Source organism: Leisingera daeponensis (assembly GCF_019801465.1).
In the GTDB taxonomy this organism is placed as follows: Bacteria; Pseudomonadota; Alphaproteobacteria; order Rhodobacterales; family Rhodobacteraceae; genus Leisingera; species Leisingera daeponensis_A.
On the sequence record NZ_JAHVJA010000005.1, the window covers coordinates 213,409 to 237,187 of the forward strand.

General features: G+C 63.5%; 21 protein-coding genes and 3 pseudogenes. 14 read left to right on the top strand and 10 right to left on the bottom strand.

Annotated features, from left to right (window positions below; translation table 11 throughout):
- Positions 1–35: 35 nt before the first annotated feature.
- From KUV26_RS13560 to KUV26_RS13575, 4 genes are read left to right on the top strand one after another with little or no spacing between them, the layout of a single operon-like run.
- A complete protein-coding gene (locus tag KUV26_RS13560) occupies positions 36–683 on the top strand; it encodes a TetR/AcrR family transcriptional regulator (RefSeq protein WP_222506223.1) in 648 nt (215 codons plus the stop codon).
- Positions 680–1,864 carry a pyridoxal phosphate-dependent aminotransferase gene (locus KUV26_RS13565; protein WP_222508725.1) on the top strand — a complete coding sequence of 395 codons (1,185 nt, stop codon included), beginning with the start codon at positions 680–682 and terminating at the stop codon, positions 1,862–1,864. Before KUV26_RS13560 ends, KUV26_RS13565 begins: the two co-directional genes overlap by 4 nt.
- Positions 1,861–3,465, top strand: coding sequence for a 5-guanidino-2-oxopentanoate decarboxylase (locus tag KUV26_RS13570; protein WP_222508726.1), 1,605 nt, complete (start codon positions 1,861–1,863; stop codon positions 3,463–3,465). Before KUV26_RS13565 ends, KUV26_RS13570 begins: the two co-directional genes overlap by 4 nt.
- A 4-nt stretch (positions 3,466–3,469) precedes the next feature.
- A complete protein-coding gene (locus KUV26_RS13575; protein WP_222508727.1) occupies positions 3,470–4,252 on the top strand; it encodes an arginine deiminase family protein in 783 nt (260 codons plus the stop codon).
- A 71-nt stretch (positions 4,253–4,323) separates the two neighbouring features.
- Here the strand turns inward: KUV26_RS13575 and KUV26_RS13580 are convergent, their stop codons facing one another.
- A complete protein-coding gene (locus tag KUV26_RS13580; RefSeq protein WP_222508728.1) occupies positions 4,324–4,800 on the bottom strand; it encodes a MarR family winged helix-turn-helix transcriptional regulator in 477 nt (158 codons plus the stop codon).
- A gap of 213 nt (positions 4,801–5,013) precedes the next feature.
- On the opposite strand from KUV26_RS13580, the gene ectA reads away from it, so the two are divergent.
- From ectA to KUV26_RS13600, 4 genes are all read left to right on the top strand, one after another.
- Positions 5,014–5,544: a diaminobutyrate acetyltransferase gene (ectA, locus tag KUV26_RS13585; RefSeq protein WP_222508729.1), complete on the top strand. Its 531-nt coding sequence runs from the start codon at positions 5,014–5,016 to the stop codon at positions 5,542–5,544.
- A 62-nt stretch (positions 5,545–5,606) separates the two neighbouring features.
- On the top strand, positions 5,607–6,896 hold the full coding sequence (gene ectB / locus KUV26_RS13590; protein ID WP_222508730.1) for a diaminobutyrate--2-oxoglutarate transaminase: 1,290 nt from the start codon (positions 5,607–5,609) through the stop codon (positions 6,894–6,896).
- Between the two features lie 3 nt (positions 6,897–6,899).
- On the top strand, positions 6,900–7,292 hold the full coding sequence (locus tag KUV26_RS13595) for an ectoine synthase (protein ID WP_222508731.1): 393 nt from the start codon (positions 6,900–6,902) through the stop codon (positions 7,290–7,292).
- 31 nt (positions 7,293–7,323) lie between these two features.
- Positions 7,324–8,760 (top strand): aspartate kinase, encoded by a 1,437-nt coding sequence (locus KUV26_RS13600; RefSeq protein ID WP_222508732.1) that lies wholly within the window; start codon positions 7,324–7,326, stop codon positions 8,758–8,760.
- Between the two features lie 125 nt (positions 8,761–8,885).
- Here KUV26_RS13600 and KUV26_RS13605 read toward each other — a convergent pair whose 3' ends face one another.
- A complete protein-coding gene (locus KUV26_RS13605; RefSeq protein ID WP_222506232.1) occupies positions 8,886–9,791 on the bottom strand; it encodes a LysR family transcriptional regulator in 906 nt (301 codons plus the stop codon).
- A 142-nt stretch (positions 9,792–9,933) separates the two neighbouring features.
- Here KUV26_RS13605 and dctP point away from each other — a divergent pair, with 142 nt between their 5' ends.
- The 6 genes and pseudogenes from dctP to KUV26_RS13635 form a co-directional block, all read left to right on the top strand.
- A complete protein-coding gene (gene dctP / locus KUV26_RS13610; protein WP_261399879.1) occupies positions 9,934–10,950 on the top strand; it encodes a TRAP transporter substrate-binding protein DctP in 1,017 nt (338 codons plus the stop codon).
- Between the two features lie 53 nt (positions 10,951–11,003).
- On the top strand, positions 11,004–11,612 hold the full coding sequence (locus KUV26_RS13615) for a TRAP transporter small permease (protein ID WP_222508733.1): 609 nt from the start codon (positions 11,004–11,006) through the stop codon (positions 11,610–11,612).
- Positions 11,609–12,889, top strand: a complete 1,281-nt coding sequence (locus tag KUV26_RS13620; protein ID WP_222508734.1) for a TRAP transporter large permease — start codon at positions 11,609–11,611, stop codon at positions 12,887–12,889. The genes KUV26_RS13615 and KUV26_RS13620 overlap by 4 nt, the downstream gene beginning before the upstream one ends.
- Positions 12,890–12,907: 18 nt before the next feature.
- Entirely contained in the window at positions 12,908–13,873 is a 966-nt protein-coding gene (speB, locus tag KUV26_RS13625) for an agmatinase (RefSeq protein ID WP_222508735.1), read from the top strand.
- A gap of 225 nt (positions 13,874–14,098) precedes the next feature.
- Positions 14,099–14,294, top strand: a pseudogene (locus tag KUV26_RS23645) (IS3 family transposase); the annotation flags it as partial.
- Positions 14,295–14,441: 147 nt separating this feature from the next.
- Positions 14,442–14,587 (top strand): annotated as a pseudogene (locus tag KUV26_RS13635) (transposase); the annotation flags it as partial.
- Between the two features lie 153 nt (positions 14,588–14,740).
- Here the strand turns inward: KUV26_RS13635 and KUV26_RS23650 are convergent.
- The 8 genes and pseudogenes from KUV26_RS23650 to KUV26_RS13670 form a co-directional block, all read right to left on the bottom strand.
- A pseudogene (locus KUV26_RS23650) lies at positions 14,741–14,981 on the bottom strand (transposase); the annotation flags it as partial.
- 362 nt (positions 14,982–15,343) lie between these two features.
- A complete protein-coding gene (locus KUV26_RS13640) occupies positions 15,344–16,696 on the bottom strand; it encodes an NAD(P)/FAD-dependent oxidoreductase (RefSeq protein WP_222508737.1) in 1,353 nt (450 codons plus the stop codon).
- Positions 16,697–16,723: 27 nt separating this feature from the next.
- On the bottom strand, positions 16,724–18,184 hold the full coding sequence (locus KUV26_RS13645) for an aldehyde dehydrogenase family protein (RefSeq protein WP_261399880.1): 1,461 nt from the start codon (positions 18,182–18,184) through the stop codon (positions 16,724–16,726).
- Complete coding sequence (locus KUV26_RS13650; RefSeq protein WP_222508754.1) at positions 18,181–18,999, bottom strand: ABC transporter permease; 819 nt, start codon at positions 18,997–18,999, stop codon at positions 18,181–18,183. The genes KUV26_RS13645 and KUV26_RS13650 overlap by 4 nt, the downstream gene beginning before the upstream one ends.
- Positions 18,999–19,895 (bottom strand): ABC transporter permease subunit, encoded by an 897-nt coding sequence (locus KUV26_RS13655; protein WP_222508738.1) that lies wholly within the window; start codon positions 19,893–19,895, stop codon positions 18,999–19,001. The genes KUV26_RS13650 and KUV26_RS13655 overlap by 1 nt, the downstream gene beginning before the upstream one ends.
- Positions 19,896–19,905: 10 nt before the next feature.
- Positions 19,906–21,072: an ABC transporter ATP-binding protein gene (locus KUV26_RS13660; RefSeq protein WP_261399882.1), complete on the bottom strand. Its 1,167-nt coding sequence runs from the start codon at positions 21,070–21,072 to the stop codon at positions 19,906–19,908.
- A gap of 93 nt (positions 21,073–21,165) precedes the next feature.
- A complete protein-coding gene (locus KUV26_RS13665) occupies positions 21,166–22,257 on the bottom strand; it encodes an extracellular solute-binding protein (protein WP_222508739.1) in 1,092 nt (363 codons plus the stop codon).
- A gap of 51 nt (positions 22,258–22,308) precedes the next feature.
- Positions 22,309–23,721: an aminotransferase gene (locus tag KUV26_RS13670; protein ID WP_222508740.1), complete on the bottom strand. Its 1,413-nt coding sequence runs from the start codon at positions 23,719–23,721 to the stop codon at positions 22,309–22,311.
- Between the last annotated feature and the right edge of the window lie 58 nt (positions 23,722–23,779).

Sequence of the window (23,779 nt, forward strand, 5' to 3'; positions counted from 1 at the left end):
TATAATTTCCCCGTCAGGCAAAAACAGGAGCTGAGGTGAACGACGAGCGCCGCAAATTCAAACGCGAACCCGCCGAGGCCCGGAAGGAGGCGCTGATTCTCGCCACGCTGGAGCTGGTGGCGGAAAACGGCGTCCGCGGCGCTACGGTGCGGGCCATTGCTGAACGCGCCGACGTCACCCAGGGCCTGATCCGGCATTACTTCAGCTCCAAGGAAGAGCTGATCATCGCCGCCTATGAGCACCACATGACCGCCATGACCGACGAGACCTTTGCCCCCGCGGCCGGAGCGGACGGCACGGCGCTGCAACGGCTTACCGCCTTTGTGAATGCCTCGCTGACGCCGCCGGTGGTGGACCCGCGTTCGATCGCGCTTTGGGCCAGCTTCCTCAACAAGGTGCAGCAAGACCCGCAGATGAAAGCCACGCACGAACGCACTTACGCCTACTTCCGCGACCGGCTGGAGGTGCTGATCGCTGCCGCGCTGAAAGAGGCAGGCCGTCCGGCTCCGGCGGCCCGGCTGCGGCGGCTGGCGATTGCCTGCAACGCGGTGATCGACGGCCTGTGGCTGGAAGGCGGCGCCCTGCCGGACGCCTTCGGTCCAGGTGAACTGGTTGAAATCGGGCGGCACTCCGTTGCCGCCATCACAGGATTGAATTTGGAGCAGGAGGCTGAAAAGAAATGAGGCTGACAGCAATCACTGAACGCCTGGCCGGACTGGGCGGCGGCAAATGGGAAGTGCACCTGAAGGCGCGGCAGATGTCCGCGGCCGGTGCCGACCTGGTCGAGATGACCATCGGCGAACCGGATGTGCCCACCCCGCCAGAGCTGGTCGAAGCCGCCGCGCAATCGATGCACGCAGGCCGCACCGGATATTCCGACGGCCGCGGCGAGGCGCATCTGCGCGCGGCCCTGGCAGAGGCATACTCCATCAGCCGCGGCCGGGAATTCGGGCCGGAGAACATCCTGTGTTTTCCCGGCACCCAGACCGCGCTTTACGCAGTGCTGCAGGGCGTTGCCGAACCTGGCACCGAGGTACTGGCAGGCGACCCGATGTATGCTACCTACGAGGGCGTGATCCGCGCGTCCGGAGCAGATATGGTGCCGGTGCCGCTGCGCCCGGAGGCCGGCTTCCGGATGCAGGCCAGCGACATCGCCGCCCGCATCACGCCGCGCAGCCGTGCCATCCTGCTGACCACACCGCACAACCCCACCGGCGCCATTCTGACTCCGCAGGATCTGCGTGAAATCGGCGAACTGGCCCTCCGGCATGATCTCTGGATCATCTCCGACGAGGTCTATGAGCATCTGGTGTTCGAAGGTGCGGAGTTCACCTCCCCCCTCTCCGACCCGGCGCTTGCAGACCGGGTGATCGCAGTTTCCTCGATCTCCAAGTCCCACGCCGCCCCAGGCTTCCGCAGCGGCTGGTGCGCCGGGCCCGAGGCGTTCTGCTCCGCCCTGCTGCCGGTCTCGGAAACCATGCTGTTCGGCAACCAGCCCTTCATCGCCGACATGACCGAAAAGGCAGTGAGGGAGGGCTCTTCGGTGGCGCCCGGCATGGCCACCCGCTTTGCCGCCCGCGCCAGCCTGCTGGAGCAGCGCCTGCACGCGGAAACCGGCCTGCGCGTCCACCGCCCCGAGGCTGGAATGTTTGCCCTGATCGACATCTCCGCCACCGGCATGGACGGCGACGCTTACGCCTGGGACCTGCTCGACAGCGGCGTTGCCGTTATGCCCGGCTCCGCCTTCGGCGCAAGCCTCACGGACTGGGTGCGGGTCGCCCTTACTATTGACGACGACAGCTTTGCCACGGCGCTCGACCGGATCGCGGCCCACGCAAACCGAATTTCAAGGAGCGTTGCATGACCAAGGCAACAGTGGGCGAAGCGCTGGTCGCTGAGCTCAAGGCGCGCGGCGTGAATTGCGTCTTCGGTATCCCCGGCGTCCACACGGTGGAGCTTTACCGCGGCCTGGCCGCGTCCGGCATCCGCCACGTCACCCCGCGCCACGAACAGGGCGCGGGCTTCATGGCCGATGGCTACGCAAGGACCTCCGGCCGGCCGGGTGTGGCTTTTGTCATCACCGGCCCCGGCCTCACCAACACGCTGACCCCCATGGCCCAGGCCCGCGCAGAGTCAGTGCCCATGCTGGTGGTCTCCGGCGTCAACGCCAGCAGCACGCTTGGCAAGGGGCACGGCCATTTGCATGAACTTCCCGACCAGCACGCGCTGGCAAAGACCGTAGCCCTGGTCTCGGAACACGTCGCCCGTCCGGAGGAGCTGAGCACCGCCTTGGACCGCGCCTTCGCCCCCTTCTCCAGTGGCCGGCCCGGACCCGCCCACATCCAGATCCCGCTCGACGTCGCCGGCAACGGCGCTGAGGCCAGCCCGATCGTGGAGGATACCGCCACACCGGCCCTCGACCCGGCTCTGATCACCGAGGCCGCTGCCCGCCTCTCCGCTGCCAGGCAAGTTGTGATCCTGACTGGCGGCGGCGCCAAGACCGCAGGGGCGGACCTGCAGGCACTGGCAGAACGCCTCGACGCCCCGGTGGTGCAAACCGTCAACGCCCGCGGCCTGATGCATGGCCACCCGCTGACCGTCCCGGCCAGCCCCAGCCTGCAAGCTGTCCGAGACCTGATCGAAGGCGCCGATTGCGTGCTGGCATTGGGCACCGAGCTCGGCCCGACCGACTACGACATGTACGCCACGGGGACCGCAGCAGCCATGAAAGGCCTGATCCGGGTGGACATCTGTCCCGAGCAGCTGGACCGCCACGAAGCTGCGCTTGCCATCCAAGGCCGCGTGGATGAGGCCATCTCCGCGCTGCTGAGCGCCCTGCCCGGCACCCCCACCCAAAGCCAAGGCGCCGCCCGAGCCGAACATGCCCGCGCCGCCGCATTTGAGGAAATCGGGCCGGACTACCGGGCTCAGGTCGAGGTGCTGAATGCCATGCGGAACGCGGTGCCGAACGCGCTCATGATAGGCGACTCCACCCAGCCGATCTACGCAGGCAACCTCTACTACGACCACGATCGCGCTGGCGGCTGGTTCAATGCCGCCACCGGCTACGGCGCGCTGGGCTATGGCATCCCTGCAGCAATCGGCGGCGCCCTCGCTGCGCCGGATGCCCCTGTGGTCTGCATCGCCGGTGACGGCGGCGCCCAGTTCTCACTGCCGGAGATCATGGCCGCCGTGGACGAAAACCTGTCCGTGACCTTCATGATCTGGAACAACCGCGGCTATGGCGAGATCGCCACCTCAATGGAAGCCGTCAATGTCCCGGTCGTGGGCTGCGATCCCACTCCGCCAGACTTTGCTGCCACCGCACAATCCTTCGGGATTCCTTACACCCGCGTCCCGATGGAACCGCAGGCAGTGGCTGCAGCGTTGCGGGAAGCCCGCAGGCGCAATGCCCCTTCCATCCTCGAAATCGACATCACCGGACCCGCTCCGGACCAGGAGTAACCCCATGCGAAACCCCACCTTCGAATTCACCCGCGCGATCACCCGCCGCCCTGCCTCCACCATCGCACAGGGGCTGCGGGCCGAGGACACGGGCAATCCCAGCCTCGACAGCATGCTGGCCGCCCATGCGGCCTATGCAGCCGCCCTGCGCAGCACCGGCGCCGAAGTGATTGAACTGGAGGCGCTGGAGGCCTATCCCGACGCCCAATTCGTCGAGGACACCGCCCTGTGTCTGCCGCAGGGCGCCATCCTGATGCGCCCCGGCGCACCCTCGCGGCTGGGCGAGGTGGCGGAAATGGCCCCGACCCTGCGCGCCTGCTACGATGACATCCGTGAGATCACCGGCCCCGGCCATATCGAGGGCGGCGACATTCTTGTGACCGGCAAGGAAATCTTGGTCGGCCGCTCCGACCGCACAGATGCCGCAGGCGTGGCCGAACTGGCCGAAATCGCCGCCGAATGGGGCCACGCCTTGCGCGAGGTCTTCACCCCCGAAGGCGTGCTGCATTTCAAGACCGACTGCTCTCTGATGGACGCCGAGACGATCCTGTCGACCAAGCGCCTCGACGCCTCCGGCTGTTTTAGCGGCTACCGGGTTCTTCATGTGGCGGACGGCGAGGAAGCCGCCGCCAACGCCATCCGATTCAACAATCTGGTTCTGATGGCTGGGGGCTTCCCCCGCACCGCCGAAATGCTTGACAAGGCCGGATACGAGATCGTCGAGATCGACAACTCAGACTGCGCCAAACTGGACGGCGGCATGTCCTGCCTGTCACTGCGGTTCTGACCCCGAACTCTCCCGCGCAGCCGCACCAGAGCTGCGCGGACCCGCCGCCTTACACGTCGGCCAGCCGCCCCTCAGGAAGCCGTCAGGGATTCCCCGGTATCCAGAACCGGCGCCGCATCGATATCTTCCGCATCCAGCATCGATGCCACCCGCTCCAGCGCCGCAATCAGCGCCGCCTGCTCCCAGTCCTCCATCGCCGCGAACTTGCGCACGAAACGCTGCTGCAGCGGATCGGGCGCATCGGCAATCGCCTGACTTCCCTTTTCGGTAACGAGGATATCTGTCTGCCGCCGGTCAGCCAGCGACTTCTCCCGCAGCACCATTCCCTTGCGGACCAATTTGTCGACCAGTGAGGTCACGGTTGCCTGGGAAATCCGCATCTGCTGCGAAATCTCCTTGGCGGTGCAATGCTCCCTGCCGGCAATGATCTGCAGCACCCGGAACTGCGCCGCAGTCAATTCGACCGACTGGGCCAGCTCGCGGCCGAACAGGTCGGTTGCACGCAGGATCCTGCGAAGGGCAATCAGGCTGGCATCAATGCGGTCCATATCCCGGTTCTGGCAGAGCCCGGCGCGACAATCAAGCCACGCCAATCTGATTTTGATTTGACCATCTAAATAATCACCCTCGTACCTCCACTGCGAAACGTGCTGAAATCAGACGATAATGACACAATGCCGCAGAATTTTCCGACAGGGTTGAAAAAATCTCCACGCCACTATACTTAGCCTCTCGAAGTAATAATGGAGACGCCTAGACAGATGCGACATGCATTGGAGTTATTCCGGAAAGCAGCACCCGCGCTGCGTGAACCCACGGCAGACGACGGACCCGAAATCTGGGAGCTGGTGCGGGCCTGCAAGCCCCTCGACGAAAACTCGATGTACTGCAATCTGATCCAGTGCGACCACTTCCGTGACACCTGCGTCGTGGCAGAAATCGACGGCAAGATCGCCGGATGGGTTTCCGCCTACGTTCTGCCCGGCGATCCGGAAACGCTGTTTGTCTGGCAGGTGGCAGTGTCTGAGAAGGCCCGCGGCACCGGGCTCGGCTCACTGATGCTGACCGGCCTGCTGCGCCGCAAGGCCTGTGAGAAGGTCAAACGGCTACAGACAACCATCACACAGGAAAACAGGGCGTCCTGGGCCTTGTTCAATAAATTCGCAGCCAACCGCAGCGCGCCGCTGAACAGTCAGCCCTACTACACCCAGGGCCAGCACTTCCGCGACCGCCAGAGCACCGAACACATGGTCACGATCGATTTCTCCGAAGCGCCCAGCTGGGCAGCCTGAGGCCGTTTGATCCCATGTGGCGCACGCCCGCTCTGATCTGCACAATCCCAAAAGGACATACGATGCCGACTGACACGTCAGCCAAGATTTCTATTTTCAAACGCCGCGAGTCCGAAGCCCGCAGCTACTGCCGCAGCTTCGACACGGTTTTCACCCAGGCAAAGGGGTCGGAACTGACCGACCGCCAGGGCCGCACCTACATCGACTTTCTGGCCGGCTGCTCCTCGCTGAACTACGGCCACAACGACCCGGATATGAAAGCGGCGCTGCTCGACCACATCGCTGCCGACGGGCTGGCGCACGGGCTGGATTTCCACACCAGCGCCAAGGCGGACTTTCTGGATGCCTTCGACCAGCACATCCTGCGGCCGCGCAAAATGGACCACAAGGTCATGTTTACCGGCCCGACCGGCGCCAACGCGGTTGAGGCCGCGCTGAAGCTGGCCCGCAAGGTGACCGGCCGCACCAATGTCATCGCTTTCACCAACGGCTTCCACGGCGTGACCCTGGGCGCGCTGGCTGCGACCGGCAACAGCTACCACCGCGGCGGCGCCGGCACGCCGCTGAACGGCGTCACCCGGATGCCCTATGACGGCTATTTCGGCGCAGAAACGGATACCGCCGCCTATTTGGAAGCGATGCTGGAAGACGGCTCAAGCGGTGTCGACGCGCCGGCGGCGATCCTGCTGGAGACCGTGCAGGGCGAAGGCGGCCTGAATGCCGCGCGCCCCGAATGGGTGCAGCGCGTCGCTGCGCTGGCCAAGGCGCACGGCGCCTTGCTGATCATCGACGACATCCAGGCCGGCTGCGGCCGCACCGGCGGCTTCTTCTCCTTCGAGGAAATGGGCGTCACACCGGACATCGTCACGCTGGCGAAATCGGTTTCGGGCTTCGGCCTGCCGATGGCGCTGATGCTGGCACGCCCGCAGCACGACATCTTCGGACCGGCAGAACACAACGGCACCTTCCGCGGCAATACCCATGCCTTCATCACCGCCGCCACGGCAATCCGAAAGTTCTGGACAGATGCCAGCTTTCAGCAAAACACCGCCGCCAGGGCCCGGCTGCTGACCGCCGCGCTAGAGGAAATGTCCGGGCTGATCCCTGGCTCCAGGCTTAAAGGCCGCGGCATGATGCAGGGGCTGGATGTCGGTTCCGGCGAACTTGCCGCCAGCATCTGCGCCCACGCCTTCGACAATGGCCTGATCATCGAAACCTCCGGAAACGAGGACCAGGTGGTCAAGGTTCTGGCACCCCTGACCACGCCCGAGGAGACATTCATCAAAGGCCTGAACATCCTGCGCAGCGCAATCCGCGGCGTGACCGATTCAAGCAAATTTGCAGCGGAGTAAGACATGATTGTTCGCGACTACAACGACATTATTAAAAGCGACCGCAACCGCGTCGTATCGGACGCCCAATGGTCTTCGGTACGGATGCTGCTGGCAGAGGACGGGATGGGGTTCTCCTTCCACATCACCTTCCTCGAAGCCGGGTCCGAACACACGTTCGAGTACAAGAACCACTTCGAAAGCGTCTACTGCATGCAAGGTTCCGGCTCGATCACCGATCTGGCCACCGGCGAAACCCACCTGATCCGGCCCGGCGTCATGTATGCCCTGGACAAACACGACCGCCACACCCTCCGGGCCGAGGAGGAGCTGGTCATGGCCTGCGTCTTCAACCCGCCCGTGACCGGCACCGAAGTGCACCGCGAAGACGGGTCTTACGCGCTGGAAACCACCTGAAGAGGCCCCGGCAAAGGCCGGGTGAAGCATATTGAATTTCCCTGACCACACCGTCGAAAAAATCGGCGGCACGTCGATGAGCCGTATCCGCGAACTGCGCGATACGCTCATCATCGGCGGCCGCACCGGAGCTTCGCTCTATCACCGCATTTTTGTGGTTTCCGCCTTCGGCGGGATCACCAACTTGCTGCTGGAGCACAAGAAGACCGGAGAACCCGGCGTCTATGCGCTGTTTGCGAATGATGACAACGACCACGGCTGGCTCGATGCGCTGACCCGCGTCGCTGAAGCCATGACCGAAGCCCACAACGGCGTTCTGGACAATGCGGCCGACCGCGCCCGGGCGGAGGAGTTCGTGCGCGACCGCATCGAAGGCGCCCGCAGCTGCCTGTTCGACCTGCAGCGCCTGTGCTCATACGGCCATTTCCGCCTCTCGAGCCAGATGATGCTGGTGCGCGAACTGCTGTCCGGCCTGGGCGAGGCGCATTCCGCCTTTGTCACTGCCCTGATGCTGCAGCGCGCCGGAGTGAACGCCCGATTTGTAGATCTCAGCGGCTGGCGCGATGAAAGCGAGTGCACGCTGGCAGACCGGATCACCACCGGCCTGCGCGATCTGGACCTGGCCGCGGAGCTGCCGATCGTGACCGGCTATGCCCAGTGCAGCGAGGGGCTGATGCGCGAATACGACCGCGGGTATTCCGAGGTCACCTTCTCCAGCATCGCCGCCCTGACCAAGGCCAAGGAAGCGATCATCCACAAGGAGTTCCACCTGTCCTCGGCCGACCCGGCACTGGCGGGCACCGATGCCGTGCGCAAGCTGGGGCATACCAACTATGACGTGGCTGACCAGCTTTCGAACATGGGGATGGAGGCAATCCACCCCAACGCAGCCAAGATCCTGCGCCAGTCGGATGTGGCCCTGCGCGTGACCAACGCCTTTGAGCCTTCCGACCCCGGCACCCTGATCGACAGCCAGCCGGCTAAGGTCCCGGGTGTCGAGATCGTGACCAGCCTCGATGTGGTGGCTCTGGAGCTGTTCGAACAGGACATGGTCGGCGTCAAAGGCTACGACGCCACCGTGCTGGAAGCGCTGCGCCGCCACCGCGTCCGGATCGTTTCCAAAAGCTCGAACGCCAACACCATCACGCACTACGTCGAGGCCTCCCTGAAAACGGTGCGCAGAGTGGTGAACGACCTGGAGGGCGCCTACCCGTCCGCTCTGGTCAGCACCCGCGCGCTCTCCATCGTCTCTGCCATCGGCCGCGACCTGTCCGGCGTGCAGGCCTTGCGCCGCGGTCTTGCGGCATTCGACGAGTCCGGCGTCGAAGTGATTGCCGCCCACCAGACGCCGCGCAATGTCGACGTCCAATTCGCCGTGCCCCGGCAATCCGCGGAAACGGCCGTCATGGCTTTGCATGAGGCGCTCATTTCCGGCCCGAAGCATTTAGCCCAAGCCAAAGCCGCCTAAGGGCGGCCCAAGTGGCCGCCTTCGCCCTTGGAGACTTCGAAGCACTCCATCAGCAGGCGGACGAAGTTGGCTGCCCGGCCACTTGCTGCGCGTGCTGCCCAGACTACCCGGTCGGCATGCGTGCTTCAATCGGGCGCTTCGCTCCCGCCACGGCAGGCGTGCTGCAGATCTTGCGCAAAGAGCTCCACGGCATGCCGGAGAACATGCACGCGGCGGGTTGCGAGATAGAAAGTAGAACGCCACCGCATCTCGCTGTTCCTGATTTCCCTGAACTTGCCTTCCGCGACCCGCCTGCGGGCGAAATGCTCCGGCAGCGGCCCCAGGAAACACCCCGTTTCGATGAGCATCGCCATGGCCTCCATGTTGGCCACAACCGCCTTGGGCTCCGGCGAGCCCAGATCGGGCGAGACCAGCATGTCGTATGAGCGCTGGCACAGCTGATGCCGCCCGATGGTTTCGAGGCTGATTTCACTGTCCTGCTCACCGAACAATGGATGCCTCTGCGCGCAGTAGAGCCTGTGCTCTTCGCTGCACAGCTCGATATACTCCAGTTCCGGCACCTGATTGCGGAATGGCGCTACGGCGGCGTTCAGCTCGCCGCTGATCAGCTGCTGCGTCAGGTCCGTGGGCGAGGCCACCACGATCTCGACCCTGACTTCATTCGGGCGTGCGAAAAACCGATGCAAGGCGCCCGCGAGATTCAGGCCTGGGAGACTGGCGATCGCATCGACGATGCCGATCCGCAGGTCTCCGGCGATCGTGTCCCGAAGTTCCAGCAACTCGGCATCGAAATCGCGCGCGCTGCGCAGAATGTCGCGGGCTTTCTGATAGGCAATCTCCCCGCGTTCCGTCAGGCGGAAGCCGCCGCGGCCGCGTTCGCAGAGCCGGTAGCCCAAGGAGGTTTCCAGATCGCGGATGCGGATGCTGATCGCCGACTGGGTGATGCCAAGCGCATACTGCGCATCGGAAAACCCGCCGCACTCGACGACGGTGACAAAGGTCTCCAACAGCGTGTTACGCAGCAGTTTCATAGCACGGTCCTCCCTGCGGTGCGGCGGCCTTTACATGAAATTATCAAATGTGAAGATTAGCAATGTGATATTTTTTCATGCTTCGGCCCATGCTGAGGTGTCTTCCGACCCTGTTAACCATGCCAACTGGGAGGAGACCCGCATGGCCCTTAGCTTGAAACACCTGAAAACCACCGCCGCGGCGGCGCTGCTGAGCCTGGCGCCGGCCGCCGTGTTTGCCGAGGACTGGAAGTTCGCCATCGAGGAGATTCCGGGCTCGATCATGGACGCCTATGCGCAGGAGTTTAAAAAGCGCATCGAGGCGGCGACCGATGGCGATGTGACCGTGACCGTTTATCCGATGGGCACGCTCGGCACCCCGACCGAGACGGTGGAGCAGGCAGCGGAAGGCGTCATCCAGCTGACCAATGTGTCGATCGGCAACCTGGGCACCATCGTGCCGGAAAGCCAGGTGTTCCTGCTGCCCTACCTGCTGCCCTCCGACCCGGCGGCGGTCTCTGAGATCCTGAGCGGCTCTGAGACCATCTATGGCGCGCTGAACGAGGACTTCCAGAAGCGCGGCCTGGAAATCATGTCCATGTATTCCGAGGGCCCGCAGGTCTGGACCACCAACCGCGAGATCCGCACGCCGGAGGATTTCGAGAACTTCAAGATGCGGGTGATGGTATCGCCGATCCTGCTGGAGACCTACAAGAACATGGGCGCCAGCCCGACGCCGCTGCCATTCGGGGAGGTGTTCGGCGCGCTGCAGCTGGGTGCAGTGGACGGCCAGGTGAACCCGATCCCGACCATTGAGGAGATGAAGTTCTATGAAGTCACCAGCCATCTGATCTGGGCCGGCGAGCAGGAACTGGTGACCACCGTGGTCGCAGGCTCCGACTGGTTTGCCAGCCTGTCACCCGACCGCCAGCAGCTGCTGCGCGGCACCATGGCGGATATGACCGGCTTTATCGACGGTGTTGTGACCGAATTCAACCAGCAGCGTCTGGACGTGATCAAGGACGCCAAGCCCGGCATCGGCCTGGTGGTGCTGAACGAGGACGAGCGTGACGCCTTCCGTGCCCGCTCGGGCGATACCGCGGCGGCCTATGTGGAAACCGCCGGCGCCCGCGGCCAGGAGCTGCTGGATGCGCTGCAGGCGGAACTGGCGGGCAACTGAGCCCGCTTCCGGCCCTGCGCGCTTTGCGCGGGGCCAATCCAAGGGAGGATATCATGCTACATGCCAAACCCGCTCCCTTCGGCCTTCTGGGCAAGATTGATGGCGCCATCGGGCGTGCCGAGGTCTGGATCCTGGGCTGGGGGATCATCCTGATGGCCGGCAACACCATCGCCAATGTCTTTGGCCGCTACGTGTTCAACCAGTCGATCTATTTCTCCGAGGAACTGAACGAGTTCCTGATTGTCACCGTCACCTTCATGGGGCTGGGATATGCCACCCGCAAGGGCATCCATATCCGCATGTCGGCCATCTATGACGCGCTGCCGGTGAAGCTGCGCAAGGGGCTGATGGTGGTGATCGCCGCCACCACCGCGGCGATGATGGCACTGCTGGCCTGGTATGCGCTGGAATATGTGCAGAAGGTCGCCAGCCGCGGCCGCATCACCCCGGCGCTGCAGCTGCCTCTGTATCTGACTTATGTCTGGGTGGTGCTCGGGCTGGCGCTGACCGCACTGCAGTACCTGCTGACCGCGCTGCGCAACCTGAATTTCGCCGAGGAGGAGATTTACGTCTCCTACCTGGAGGTGGACAGCTACGAAGACCCGGAAACCGCCGCGGCCATCAAACGGCATGAAGACGCTGACGGGGAGGAAAAACCATGACCGAACTGATGCTTGCCGTGATGATCCTGCTGCTGCTGGCAGGGTTCCCGATGAAGATGCCGCTGATCTCGGCGGCGGTGCTGGGCTTCCTCGTCTACTTCCCGGATATGAGCCTGCAGATCCTGGTGCAGCAGATGATCGGCGGCGTGAAGCCCGCGGCGCTGATTGCGGTGCCGATGTTCATCCTGGCCGCCGACATCATCACCCGCGGCCATTCTGCCAACCGGCTGATCGACGTCGTCATGAGCTTCATGGGCCATATCAAGGGCGGCCTGGCGATTTCCGTGACCTCGGCCTGTGCGCTGTTCGGCGCGGTCTGCGGCTCGACCCAGGCAACTGTGGTGGCGGTCGGCGGTGCCATGCGGCCCAGGATGCTGAAATCCGGCTACAAGGACAGCTTTGCCATCGGCCTGATCGTCAATGCCGCGGACCTGGCCTATCTGATCCCGCCCTCCATCGGCATGATCATCTATGGCGTGGTTTCGGGCACCTCGATCTCTCAGCTGTTCATCGCGGGGATCGTGCCAGGGCTGCTGATCGTGGTGCTGTTCTCGGCCTATTGCATGGTCTACGCCTACCGCCACGACATCCCGGTGCTGCCGCGCGAGGGCTGGGGCCAGCGCTTCACCGCCATGCGCCGGGCGCTGTGGCCGATGGGCTTTCCGGCGATCATCGTGGGCGGCATTTATGGCGGGGTGTTCTCGCCCACCGAGGCCGCCGCGATCTGCGTGCTTTATGCGGCAGTGCTGGAGGTGCTTATCTTCCGCTCGGTAAAACTGCGCGACCTCTGGGACATCGCGCTGTCGACCGGCGCTATCACCTCGGTGGTGTTCATCCTGATCGCGGCGGGCGCGGCCTTCAGCTGGACGCTGAGCTTTGCCCAGGTTCCGCAGCAGATCATCGCCTCGCTGGGGCTGGATGAGGCCGGGCCGTTGATGGTGCTGGTGGCGGTGAACCTCGCCTTCTTCCTCGGCTGCATGTTCGTCGACTCGATTGTGGTGATCCTGATCCTGGTGCCGATCTTTGCGCCGATGATCAAAGCCGCCGGCCTCGATCCCGTGCTGGTCGGTGTGCTGATTACCCTGCAGGTCGCCATCGGTGCCGCAACCCCGCCGTTCGGCTGCAACCTGTTCACCGCCATCGCGGTGTTCCGCCGCCCCTTTGTCGAGGTGGTGCGGGGCGTACCGCCCTTCCTCGTCATCCTCTTGCTCGTGACCGGCCTGCTGGTCGCCTTCCCGCAAATCGCCCTGTTCCTGCCGGAACTGGCCTATCGTTAAGAAAAACGGAGAACCAACATGTCTGCACACGGTTACGAATCCGGCCGCCTGAACCTGCCCTTTGTCGGCATCGCCACCTTCGGCAAGAAGCCCTATGTCGAGGATTGGGACAACATCGACGCCGATGTTGCGATCCTGGGCGCGCCGTTTGACTTCGGCTGCCAGTTCCGCTCCGGCGCCCGGTTCGGCCCGCGGGCAGTGCGCGAGGCCTCGACGCTGTTCAGCTTCGGCCATGCCGGCGCCTATGACCACGAGGATGACGCCACCTATCTGGGTGCGGACGTGCGGATCGTCGATCTGGGCGATGCCGACATCATCCACACCAAGACCGAGGAGAGCCACGCCAATATCGAATACGGCGTGAAGAAGATCCTGGACGCGGGCGCGCTGCCCGTCACCATCGGCGGCGACCATTCAATCAACATCCCCTGCATCAACGCCTATGCGGAGGACTGCGAAAAGAACGGCCCGATCCACGTGATCCAGATCGACGCGCATCTGGACTTCGTCGACGAGCGCAAGGGCGTCACCGACGGCCACGGCAACCCGATGCGCCGGGCGATCGAAAAGGATTACGTCTCCGGCATGACCCAGCTGGGCATCCGCAACGTGTCCTCGACCGCCAGGGAAGGCTATATCGACGCTCGCGAGCGCGGCTCGGACATCCTGTCGGTGCGCCAGGTGCGCAAGCTGGGGACGGACGCCGTGCTGGAGCGTATCCCCGAGGGAGCGCGCTATTACGTGACCATCGACATCGACGCCTTCTGCCCGTCCATCGCGCCCGGCACCGGCACCCCCAGCCACGGCGGCTTCCAGTACTACGACGTGCTTGAGATTCTGCAGGGCCTCAGCAAGCGCGGCGATGTGGTGGGAATCGATATGGTGGAGGTCGCCCCGGCATATGACCCCTCCGAAAGCACCCAGATCCTGGCGGCTCAGCTGTTGCTGAACTTCATCGGCTTCATCTTCCACAACAAAGGGTAAGCGTCTCCTCCCGCTGTGTCTGCAGCCGCAGATGCAGTGCAAACCTGGCGCGCCGGCGGTAATTCGGCGCGCCGGGCATGAAAGTCGGCTCAGGTCCGCGATCCTCAGGCGACTACAGCAGGCGTGGCCAAGTCGCCATGTGCGCTGTCCGCCGCGAGCAACGCCCCGGACTGAACCGCACCTAGTTTAGCGGAGGCTTCAACTCCTGAGTAGAAAGAAGCCACAATGAGCAAGGCAACAAACAAATATTCCCCGAGGTTCGCGAACGTGCGGTGCGTTTAGTCCTGATCAACCAGGACCAACACACTTGCCGCTGGCAGACAATCATGTCGATCACCGCGAAAATCGTCTGCTCGGCGCATACATTGAATGGGTAGTTAAGAAGGCAGAAGTCGACAGCGGCAAGCAGGCTGGCGTGCCGCAAATTCGACTGCGAGTTCTGTTCGACAGTTTCCAGCACCTCAGCAACGGCCTCAATGGATTCTTGCACTAACCAGTTCTGCCGCCCTCACGGCGGGCAAAGACTGCAAGGTCACCTAAGTGACGACAACGCAAGAAAACCGTCTGATACGACAAGCGGAGATACAAAGCCGGAACCGCATTGAAATCATGTTCGGCAGGCTCAAGGACTGGCGGCGGGTCGCCACACGATACGACAGATGCCCGAAGGTCTTCCTCTCAGCAATCGCCCTCGCCGCAACCGTCATCTATTGACTATGAGTACTGAACCTAGCCAATGCCGTAATGCCGCCTGCTAATTGTCGTCGGCTAGGAACACTGCGTCGATGAACTTAATTTTGGACATAGCGGGCTCTTTCCCAGGGCACCGCGCCGTTCTGCTCCCAGCGGCCGTTTCAGTCAACAGACCAGCCGGATCATCATTCGAGCGAGTATTCCTTTCTCACGCCAGCGCTTCCACCGGCTGTAAAGCATCGTTAGCGAACCTCATTCAGCAGGAGCGTCTTGCCAGCACAAACCATTGCCGTTTAAAAAGTTTATCCGGCTCAATACGCGTTGGCCATCGAAGCGATGGTTCGCAGTGGTGCCTGAGAAAGAAGGGTGCAAAACGCGCCATCTGCGCGTCCCTTATCCAGAAAAGATCAGACAAGCACACCACTCGTTTTCGATCTCTGAATCACTCAACACACCGGAAACCAATGTATCCTGACCTTAAGCGAACCTTCCTCAATGGCGAAACGTTGTACCAAGTCCTTGACGGGAGGGGCGGGAAGTGTGAATTCACCGCACCTGCGAGCACAACTCCTCCGGCTTGTGAAAACTGACATTCACAGTAAACATCGGTAACAACTAAATGTGCGAGCAAGAATTCATGCAAGTCTTCGCACCACCTCTCCTCATCCCAGTGTCAGACAAACTTACAAAAGTGAAGCTAGAACGGATCGCAGGTACCACTTGGATTGTTCCCTCAACAAATGAGGTGCATTGTCAGTCGAGGGAAACTTGAACCACCTAAAGCAGATCCATGAAACCATAGCAGGTGTACGCTAATGGCAGGTAATGGCGGCGGTATTTAGGGATGGGGAAGTTTGCGGGTTTGTTTTGCATAAGCTTAGGCATAGGCGCGCGGCAGGGCATGCCGGCTGCAACTCCCGCAAGCAGCCGCCCGGTATAGGTTGCCATGGCCACGCCGCCGCCATGGTAGCCGAACCCGGTCCAGGCGCGCTGCCAGTCTCCAATCTGTCCGGCATAAGGTGTCAGTCCGCGGGTCACGCAGACCAGGCCGCTCCAGTGATAAGCGGTCTCCGCGTCGGCTAAGGCTGGGAACATCGCCTCGAAATCGCAGCGGATCCGGCGTCGCATCTGCAGCATGGAGCCAGGGGTGATGTTGCTGGAGCCACGCATCCCGAACAGCACCCGGTTGTCCGGCAGTAGGCGGAAGTAGTGCAGCAGGTTGCGGGTGTCAAAGGCGATGCGCCGGGTGGTCCAGCCTTGGGCCTGTTTCTCCACTTCTGTCAGGGGGCGGGTCACCATGATATGCGACACCACCGGCAGATAGCGCCCGGACAGCCAGTCAGGCAGGTTGTCGCTGCTGTAGCCGTTACTGGCTACGATCAGGCGGTCGGCCTGGATCCGGCCCGAAGGCGTTTCAATGAGGTAGGTGCCGCCGGATTGCTCCTGCACCGAGAGCGCCGGGGTACAGCCGCGGATCACCGCGCCGGCCTGCTGCGAAAGGCGGGCCAGGCCAGTGACGTATTTGGCTGGATTCAGGCCGAAACCATGGGGCAGCATAAGTCCGCCGTGGAACCCGTCGCCGTGCAGGCCTTCCTGACGCATCTCCTCGGCAGACAGCACCGGACAGTGCACCCCGGCATAGCGGCTGAGGCCTGCGGCCATTTCCGGCAGGGCGCGGGCCGCGCGGGGGCTGTGGGCCAGGCAGTATTCGCCGTCCTCCTGCGCCTCCGCCGCGATGCCGCCGGGCGAGGTGAGATCGCGGACCAGCGCAACCGCCTCCTTCTGGGCGCTGTAGAAGGCGCGCAGATCGTCCTCGCCGAAGCGGCGGATGATGGCGCTGTCGCCCAGCTTGGCACCGCCGAAGCCGCAGAAGCCGGCATTGCGCCCCGAGGCGCCCCAGCCGGGCTGGGCTGCGTCGATCACCAGCGGCGCCTCGCCATGGTCGCGGGCCAGATGCAGTGCCGCGCTGAGGCCAGTGTAGCCGGCGCCAATTATCGCGACACCCACGCGCCGGTCACCGTCCAGCGCCGGATAGGCAGGGGCGGCGGGCAGCGTGGCGTCCCAGTAGCTGCCGACTGGGACTTCGGTGTCGTAGGCGTGGGAGTCGTAGATGCGGCGGAGGTTCTTCATAGCGCTGGTCCGCTCCTGCAGCCCCGGTCAGGGGGCAGAGATCACCTTGGTTTCGAGAAATTCGAGGATGCCTTCCCGGCCGCCCTCGCGGCCGATCCCCGACATCTTGACCCCGCCGAAAGGGGAGCCCGCGCTAAGGAAGGCGCCGTTCACATTGACCATGCCGGACTGCAGGGCACGGGCAACGCGGCCTGCGCGGGCGCTGTCGCCGGTCTGCACATAGGCCGACAGGCCGTATGGCGTTTCATTGGCGATGGCGATGGCTTCTTCCTCGCTGCTGAAGGGGATCATCACCAGCACCGGGCCGAAGATTTCCTCCTGCGCCACCCGCATGTCGTTGGTCACATCAGCGAAGATGGTGGGGCGGGCATAGTAACCAGTTTCAAAGCCTTTTGGCTTGCCGGGGCCGCCGGCCACCAGCCGCGCGCCTTCGGCGATGCCGGCCTCGATCATCTCCTGCACGCGGGCATACTGCTGCGCGCTGGACAGCGGCCCCATATGATCGCCCGGTTCGGCCGGATTGACGAAGGTCATTTGCGCGCACTTCGCCTGCGCCAGCTCCACCGCGCGGTCATAGACGCTGCGCTCCACCAGCATTCGGGTGGCGGCGTCGCAGCTCTGGCCGGTGTTGATGAAGCAGGCCTCGACCCCCTCGGAGATCGCGGTTTCCAAGTCGCAATCGGCAAAGACAAGGTTCGGGGATTTGCCGCCCAGCTCCAACGCCACCTTCTTGACGGTTTCCGCTGCATCGCGGGTCACCGCGACCCCGCCGCGGGTGGAGCCGGTGAAGGACATCAGGGCGACATCCGGGTGGCGCGACAGCGCGGCGCCAACCACCGGGCCTTCGCCTTGGACGAGGTTGAAGACGCCCGCGGGCACGTCGGCCTCGTGCAGCACTTCGGCATAGAGGGTCGCCGACAGCGGTGTCAGCTCGGAGGGTTTCAGCACCATAGTGCAGCCCGCAGCCAGTGCAGGCCCCACCTTCAGCACGATCTGGTTGATCGGCCAGTTCCAGGGCGTGATCAGCCCGCAGACGCCAGCCGGCATCCGCACCAGCGTGTCGCCGTTGAGCAGGGTTTCCTCGAAATCGAGCGCCTTCAGGTCGGCGATGATGGCCTCCAGGTGGTCGATGCCGACCTGCGCCTGCATCTCGCGCGACATGGTGATCGGGGCGCCCATCTCCAGCGAGATGGCCTTTGCGAAATCATCCGCGCGGGCGGTGTAGACCTCCAGCACCCTTTCAAGGAGCGCAATGCGGTCTTCGCGGCGGGTGGCGGCAAAGCCGGGCAGCGCAGCCTTGGCTGCGGCCACGGCGGCATCAACGTCAGCTTCGCTGCCAAGCGCGAGGCGGCCAAGGGACTGTTCGGTGGCCGGGTTGATCACCTCCGCCGAGGCGCTGCCGCGGGGGGCGGTCCAGCGGCCGCCGATGTAGAACTGGGACATGTTATACTGCATTGCCGTATCCAATCTGGTTTGAGGGCGGGTCATGCGGCGGCGGCCGCCGCGCGGTGGTCCTGCTGCCGGCGCCGCTCCTGCCGACGGTTGACCAGCGAGGCGGTGATGACGCCGGCGGTGACGATGCCGATCAGCATGGTCGAAAGCGCGTTGATCTCGGGCGAGACGCCCAGCCGGACGGAAGAATAGAGTTTCATCGGCAGGGTGGTGGAGCCGGGGCCGGAGGTGAAGGTGGCAATCACCAGGTCGTCGAGCGATAGGGTGAACGAGAGCAGCCAGGCCGAGATCACCGCGGGTGCGATCACCGGCAGGGTCACCTGGCGGAACGCCGAGAACGGGGTGCAGCCGAGGTCCAGCGCGGCATACTCCAGCGAGCGGTCGAAACTGGCAAGGCGGGAAGAGACCACCACCGAGGCGTAGCACATGGCAAAGGTCGCATGGGCAATGGTGATGGTCCAGAAGCCGCGGTCAAGGCCGATGGCGACGAACAGCAAAAGGAGCGACAGGCCGGTCACCACCTCCGGCATCACCAGAGGCGCAAAGATCATGCCGGAGAACAGGGTGCGGCCGGGAAAGGATCCCGCGCGCACCATCACAACCGTGCTGAGCGTGCCCAGAACCGTTGCCAGCGTGGCCGAGACAAAGGCGATGCGCAGGGTGATCCAGGCGGCCTCCAGATAGGCGTCGTTGTTCAGCGCGATGCCGTACCATTTGGTGCTGAAACCGCCCCAGACGGTAACCAAGCGGGAGTCGTTGAAGGAGTAGATCACCACCAGCAAGAGCGGCAGGTAGAGGAAGGCCAGCCCGAAGGTCAGCGAGGTCAGGTTGAAGATGTTGAAGCGGCGGATCATCCCAGCTCCTCCTGATGTTTCTGCTGGTGGCGCTGGAACAGCACGATGGGCACGATCAGGATGGTCAGCAGCACGATGGCCACCGCCGCCGCCACGCCCCAGTCGCGGTTGGAGAAAAACTCGAGCCACAGGGTCTTGCCGATCATCAGAGTGCCGGAGCCGCCCAGCAGGTCGGGGATCACGAATTCGCCGATCGCCGGGATGAAGACCAGGAAGCAGCCCGCAACCACCCCCGGCAGTGACAGCGGCAGGGTGATCTGGCGGAAGGCGGCAAGGGCGCCGCAGCCGAGATCCTCCGCCGCTTCCAGCAGCCGCCCGTCAGTCCGTTCCAGCGAGGCGTAAAGCGGCAGGATCATGAACGGCAGGTAGGAATAGACGATGCCGACATAGACCGCGATCTCCGTGTGCATGATCGCCAGCGGCTGTTCAATGATGGCAAGTTTCATCAGGGTGAGGTTCAGGAAGCCCTCGTTCTTGAGGATGCCGATCCAGGCGTAGATGCGGATCAGGAAGCTGGTCCAGAACGGCAGGATCACCAGCAGCAGGAGGGTTTTGCGCCAGTCCTGCGGCGCCTTGGCCATGGCATAGGCCACCGGGTAGCCGATCAGCAGGGTGAGCAGGGTTGCGATGGCGGCGACCTTCACGCTGTTGAGATAGGCCTTGAGATAGATGCCGTCCTCGGCCAGCCAGACGAAATTCTCGAAGTCCAGCGCCGCCAGGGATGCGCGCAGACCTGCAAGCCCCTCATCGAGGCTGAATGTCGGGGCATAGGGCGGGCTGGCGGTCACGGAATCGGACAGCGCGATCTTGATGACGATCAGGAAGGGCACCAGGAAGAACAGCCCCAGCCAGAGATAAGGCAGCAGGATCAGCAGGCGGCGTGATGTCCTCATGGTCCGGCCCTCACGCGTCGACCAGCACGCAGGCGCCTGCGCGCCAGCTGAGCCAGACCCGGTCGTTCCAGTCAACCTCGCGGCGCGAGGTCAGGAGCCGGTTGGCCTCCTGCGCGCGGATCAGCATGCCGCCGTCAAGCCGCACCAGGAAGGTGGAAGCGCTGCCGGTGTAGGAAATCTCCTCCACCGTGCCCTCCACCATGTTCACGTTGTGGGCTTCCGCAGGCCGGTCCTTGGTAACGTGGATTTTCTCGGGACGCAGCACCAGCGTCTTGCGGGCGCCGGGGGTCATCACATCCTCGGGCTGCGGGCGGATCGCCAGCCGGGTTCCGCCATCCCAGCGGGCCAGCGCCAGATCGCCCTCCATGCCCGAGAGTTCAACATTGATCAGGTTCACGTTGCCAATGAAATCAGCGACATAGCTGGACGCCGGATGCTCGTAAATCCGTGCAGGAGTGTCGGTTTGCAGCAGCTTGCCTGCCTTCATCACTGCGATGCGGGAGGAGACGGTCATCGCCTCGTCCTGGTCGTGGGTGACAATGATGAAGGTGAGGCCCAGCCGGTCCTGCACGTCCATCAGCTGGAACTGGGTCTCTTCGCGCAGCTTCTTGTCAAGCGCGCCCAGGGGCTCGTCCAGCAGCAGAACCTTGGGTTTCTTGGCCAGCGAGCGCGCCAGCGCCACCCGCTGCATCTGGCCGCCGGACAGCTGGTGCGGCTTGCGGTCGGCAAAGCCTTCGAGCTGCACCAGCGCCAGCATCTCGTCGACCCGGTCCTGGAGGTCGCGCTTCTTCCAGCGCTCTTGTTTGAGCCCGAAGCCGATGTTTTTCGCCACCGACATATGCGGAAACAGCGCGTAGGACTGGAACATCATGTTGATCGGGCGCCGGTTGGCGGGGGTGCCGGTCAGATCTTGCCCGTCCAGCAGGATGCGGCCTGAGGTCACCTCCTCGAAACCGGCTAATAGCCGCATCATCGTGGTTTTGCCGCAGCCGGATGGGCCGAGGAGCGAGAAGAACTCGCGTTCCTGGATGTCCAGGTTCAGATCCGAGATTGCAGTGAAGCTGCCAAAGGTCTTGGTCACATTCTCGAAGCGGATCAAGGGCGGGCGGGCTGGTGCCTGGGGAGTGGCGGGTTCGGCCCGGGCGGAGGCGGCACTGGCCGGATCAAGGAAGTTCATTGGTGCAGGTTCCCCTGTTGCAGGTGCCTGCCGCGGCATGAGCGGGCGACGCGGCGGCGCAAGGCAGGCGCAGCCCTGAAGCTGCGCCCGAATTCACTGGCCGGTGCGGACCTTGGACCAGGTGCGGGTGTACAGGCGCTCGGTCTTGCGGTCCTGAAGCACCGGGGTGGTCAGCATCTCCATCGTCGCCTCGGTCGGATAGACGGCGGGATTACTGGTCAGCTCCGGATCGATCTCAGCCTGGGCGGTGAGATTGGCGCTGCCGTAGCGGATGAAGTTGGCGTTCTGGGCTGAGACCGAAGGCTGCAGCAGGTAGTTCAGGAAGGCATGGGCCTCATCCACGTTTTTGGCATCAGCCAGGATTGCGAGGCCGTCAAAATCGAGCAGCGTGCCTTCCTCCGGGATGATGTATTCCAGATTGACGCCATTGTCGGCCTCCTTGGCGCCGTCGGCGGCCCAATAGGCGTCGCCGCTCCAGGTCAGGCCGAGGCAGGCATCGCCGTCCGACAGGGCGCCGATCATGGCATCGGTGGAAATCTGGGCGATATTGTCCCGGATCGCACCGATATGCGCCCCGGCAGCGGTGATCTGATCCTTGTCGCTGGTGTTCGGGTCATGGCCCATGTTGATCAGCGCGGCGCTGATCACGTCGATGGGCGAGTCCACGATCATCACGCTGCAATCGGCCAGCTTGCCGGAAATCTCCGGGTCGAACAGCAGGTCCCAGGACTTGGGGTGGTCCGCACCCAGCCGATCTGCCAGCTTGCCAGTGTTGTAGGCGATGCCGAAGGTCCACCAGTTGTAAGGCACCAGGTATTCGTTGCCGGGATCGAAGGTTTCGATCAGCCCGGCGATCTTGGGCCAGAGGTGCTGCAGGTTTGGGATCTTGGATTTGTCGATCTTCTGCAGCACGCCAGCCGAAATCAACCGCGCGGTGCCGGTGGAGGAGGGGACGATGATGTCGTAGCCGGAGCTGCCCGCCAGCACCTTGGTTTCCAGCATCGCGTTGGAATCGTAGGTGTCGTAGGTGACGTCGATGCCGGTTTCCGCTTCAAAGGCTTCGATGATCGCCGGATCCAGGTAGTCGCTCCAGTTGTAGATCACCAGTTCGCCCTCAGCCGCCGCGGCGGCGCCCCAGATGGCAGCTGTTCCGGCCAGCAGGCTGGTTGTCAGCTTGGATTTCATGGTTCCCTCCCGTGTTGGGTTTCTGATTGCTTCTCTTTTGGGATGCGGGCCTCAGGCCCGCTCTGCTTCCAGTTCCAGCCCCTGGCCCAGCAGTTCCCGGGTGGCGCGCTCAACGCCTTCGGTCAGAATGTCGAACATGGTGTCAATCTGCGCTTTGGTGATCACCAGCGGCGGCGAGAAGATCGCCATATTGCCGTAGGGGCGGACCATCAGGCCGAGCTCCTGGCAGCGGGCGTCGATCACCGCTCCAATGGTGGCGTCGATTTCCGGGCTGGCCTGGCCGCCGCGGGTCAGCGAGCATTCGATGCAGCCCACCAGCCCCATGCCGCGCACATCCGCGATCAGCGGCAGCTCCAGCATCTGGCGCAGGCGCTTCTGGAAATGCGGGGTCACCTTCTGGACGTGTTCCAGGATGCCGTCGCGCTCGAAGATCTCGATGTTCTTGAGGCCCGCGACGGCGCAGACCGGGTGACCAGAATAGGTGTAGCCGCTGGTGAAATAGACATCCTTGGCGACATCGCCCTCGATGTCCTTGAACAGCCGGTCGGAGAAGATCGCGGCCCCCATCGGCGCATAGCCCGAAGTTAGCCCCTTGGCGCAGGTAATGATGTCCGGTGTGATGCCGAACAGTTCTTCGGAGGCGAACCAGTGGCCCAAACGGCCAAAGCCGGTGACGACCTCATCCGAGATATACAGCACGTCATGCTTGCGGCAAACCTCCAGGCAGCGCTTGTGATAGCCCGCGGGCGGCACGATCACGCCGCCGGAGCCCAGAACCGGCTCTGCAATGAAGGCGGCGACATTGTTCGCGCCCAGTTCCAAAATGGCGTTTTCCAGATCCGCCACCTTTTCATCCAGGAAGGCGTCGATGCTCATGCCCTGGGGGCGGCGGAAGGCATTCACGTCCGGCAGGAAATGGGGAATGACCTGATCGGTGTCGAACCACTGGCGCTCGCTTGGCTTGCCGCTGAGCGAGGCGGTCAGGTAAGTGCCGCCGTGATAGGCATGCGCCCGGGTGATGATCCGCTTCTTGGACGGTTTGCCCAGCAGGTTGTTGCGGAAATGGACAAAGCGGATTGCGGTATCAACCGCGGTGGAGCCGCCGGTCGTGAAATAGACCCGGTTGAGGTCGCCAGGCGCCCGTTCGGCAATCGCGTGGGCGAAATCGGCGCTCACTGACGTGGCCTCGGAAAAGGGGGAGCAATAGGCCATCTTGCGGGCTTGGTCCGCCATCGCATCGGCAATCTCGGTGTTGCCGTAGCCTAGCTGCATACACCACATGCCGCCTGGCCCGTCGATCACCTTGTTGCCGTGCTCGTCGTAGACATAAATGCCTTCGGCATACTCGCTGAACGTCCTGTCGGCTTTTCCGGCGCCCTGAACTTCCAGCCCTTCCCACGGATGGAAGTAGTTCTCCTTGTCCCAGGTTTTGAAGTTTTCGAAGTCGTTTCCAAGTTTGATCATCTCGCCCTCTATCCGGAATTGCTATTCCTGTGAATGAACGTTCATACATTTATGGCAT

Coding starts and splice junctions, on each gene's coding strand:
- KUV26_RS13565 (WP_222508725.1), top strand. CDS start 680: ATGAGGCTGACAGCAATCACTGAACGCCTGGCCGGACTGGGCGGCGGC.
- KUV26_RS13570 (WP_222508726.1), top strand. CDS start 1,861: ATGACCAAGGCAACAGTGGGCGAAGCGCTGGTCGCTGAGCTCAAGGCG.
- KUV26_RS13575 (WP_222508727.1), top strand. CDS start 3,470: ATGCGAAACCCCACCTTCGAATTCACCCGCGCGATCACCCGCCGCCCT.
- KUV26_RS13580 (WP_222508728.1), bottom strand. CDS start 4,800: ATGGACCGCATTGATGCCAGCCTGATTGCCCTTCGCAGGATCCTGCGT.
- ectA (WP_222508729.1), top strand. CDS start 5,014: ATGCGACATGCATTGGAGTTATTCCGGAAAGCAGCACCCGCGCTGCGT.
- ectB (WP_222508730.1), top strand. CDS start 5,607: ATGCCGACTGACACGTCAGCCAAGATTTCTATTTTCAAACGCCGCGAG.
- KUV26_RS13595 (WP_222508731.1), top strand. CDS start 6,900: ATGATTGTTCGCGACTACAACGACATTATTAAAAGCGACCGCAACCGC.
- KUV26_RS13605 (WP_222506232.1), bottom strand. CDS start 9,791: ATGAAACTGCTGCGTAACACGCTGTTGGAGACCTTTGTCACCGTCGTC.
- dctP (WP_261399879.1), top strand. CDS start 9,934: ATGGCCCTTAGCTTGAAACACCTGAAAACCACCGCCGCGGCGGCGCTG.
- KUV26_RS13615 (WP_222508733.1), top strand. CDS start 11,004: ATGCTACATGCCAAACCCGCTCCCTTCGGCCTTCTGGGCAAGATTGAT.
- KUV26_RS13620 (WP_222508734.1), top strand. CDS start 11,609: ATGACCGAACTGATGCTTGCCGTGATGATCCTGCTGCTGCTGGCAGGG.
- speB (WP_222508735.1), top strand. CDS start 12,908: ATGTCTGCACACGGTTACGAATCCGGCCGCCTGAACCTGCCCTTTGTC.
- KUV26_RS13640 (WP_222508737.1), bottom strand. CDS start 16,696: ATGAAGAACCTCCGCCGCATCTACGACTCCCACGCCTACGACACCGAA.
- KUV26_RS13645 (WP_261399880.1), bottom strand. CDS start 18,184: ATGACCCGCCCTCAAACCAGATTGGATACGGCAATGCAGTATAACATG.
- KUV26_RS13655 (WP_222508738.1), bottom strand. CDS start 19,895: ATGAGGACATCACGCCGCCTGCTGATCCTGCTGCCTTATCTCTGGCTG.
- KUV26_RS13660 (WP_261399882.1), bottom strand. CDS start 21,072: ATGAACTTCCTTGATCCGGCCAGTGCCGCCTCCGCCCGGGCCGAACCC.
- KUV26_RS13665 (WP_222508739.1), bottom strand. CDS start 22,257: ATGAAATCCAAGCTGACAACCAGCCTGCTGGCCGGAACAGCTGCCATC.
- KUV26_RS13670 (WP_222508740.1), bottom strand. CDS start 23,721: ATGATCAAACTTGGAAACGACTTCGAAAACTTCAAAACCTGGGACAAG.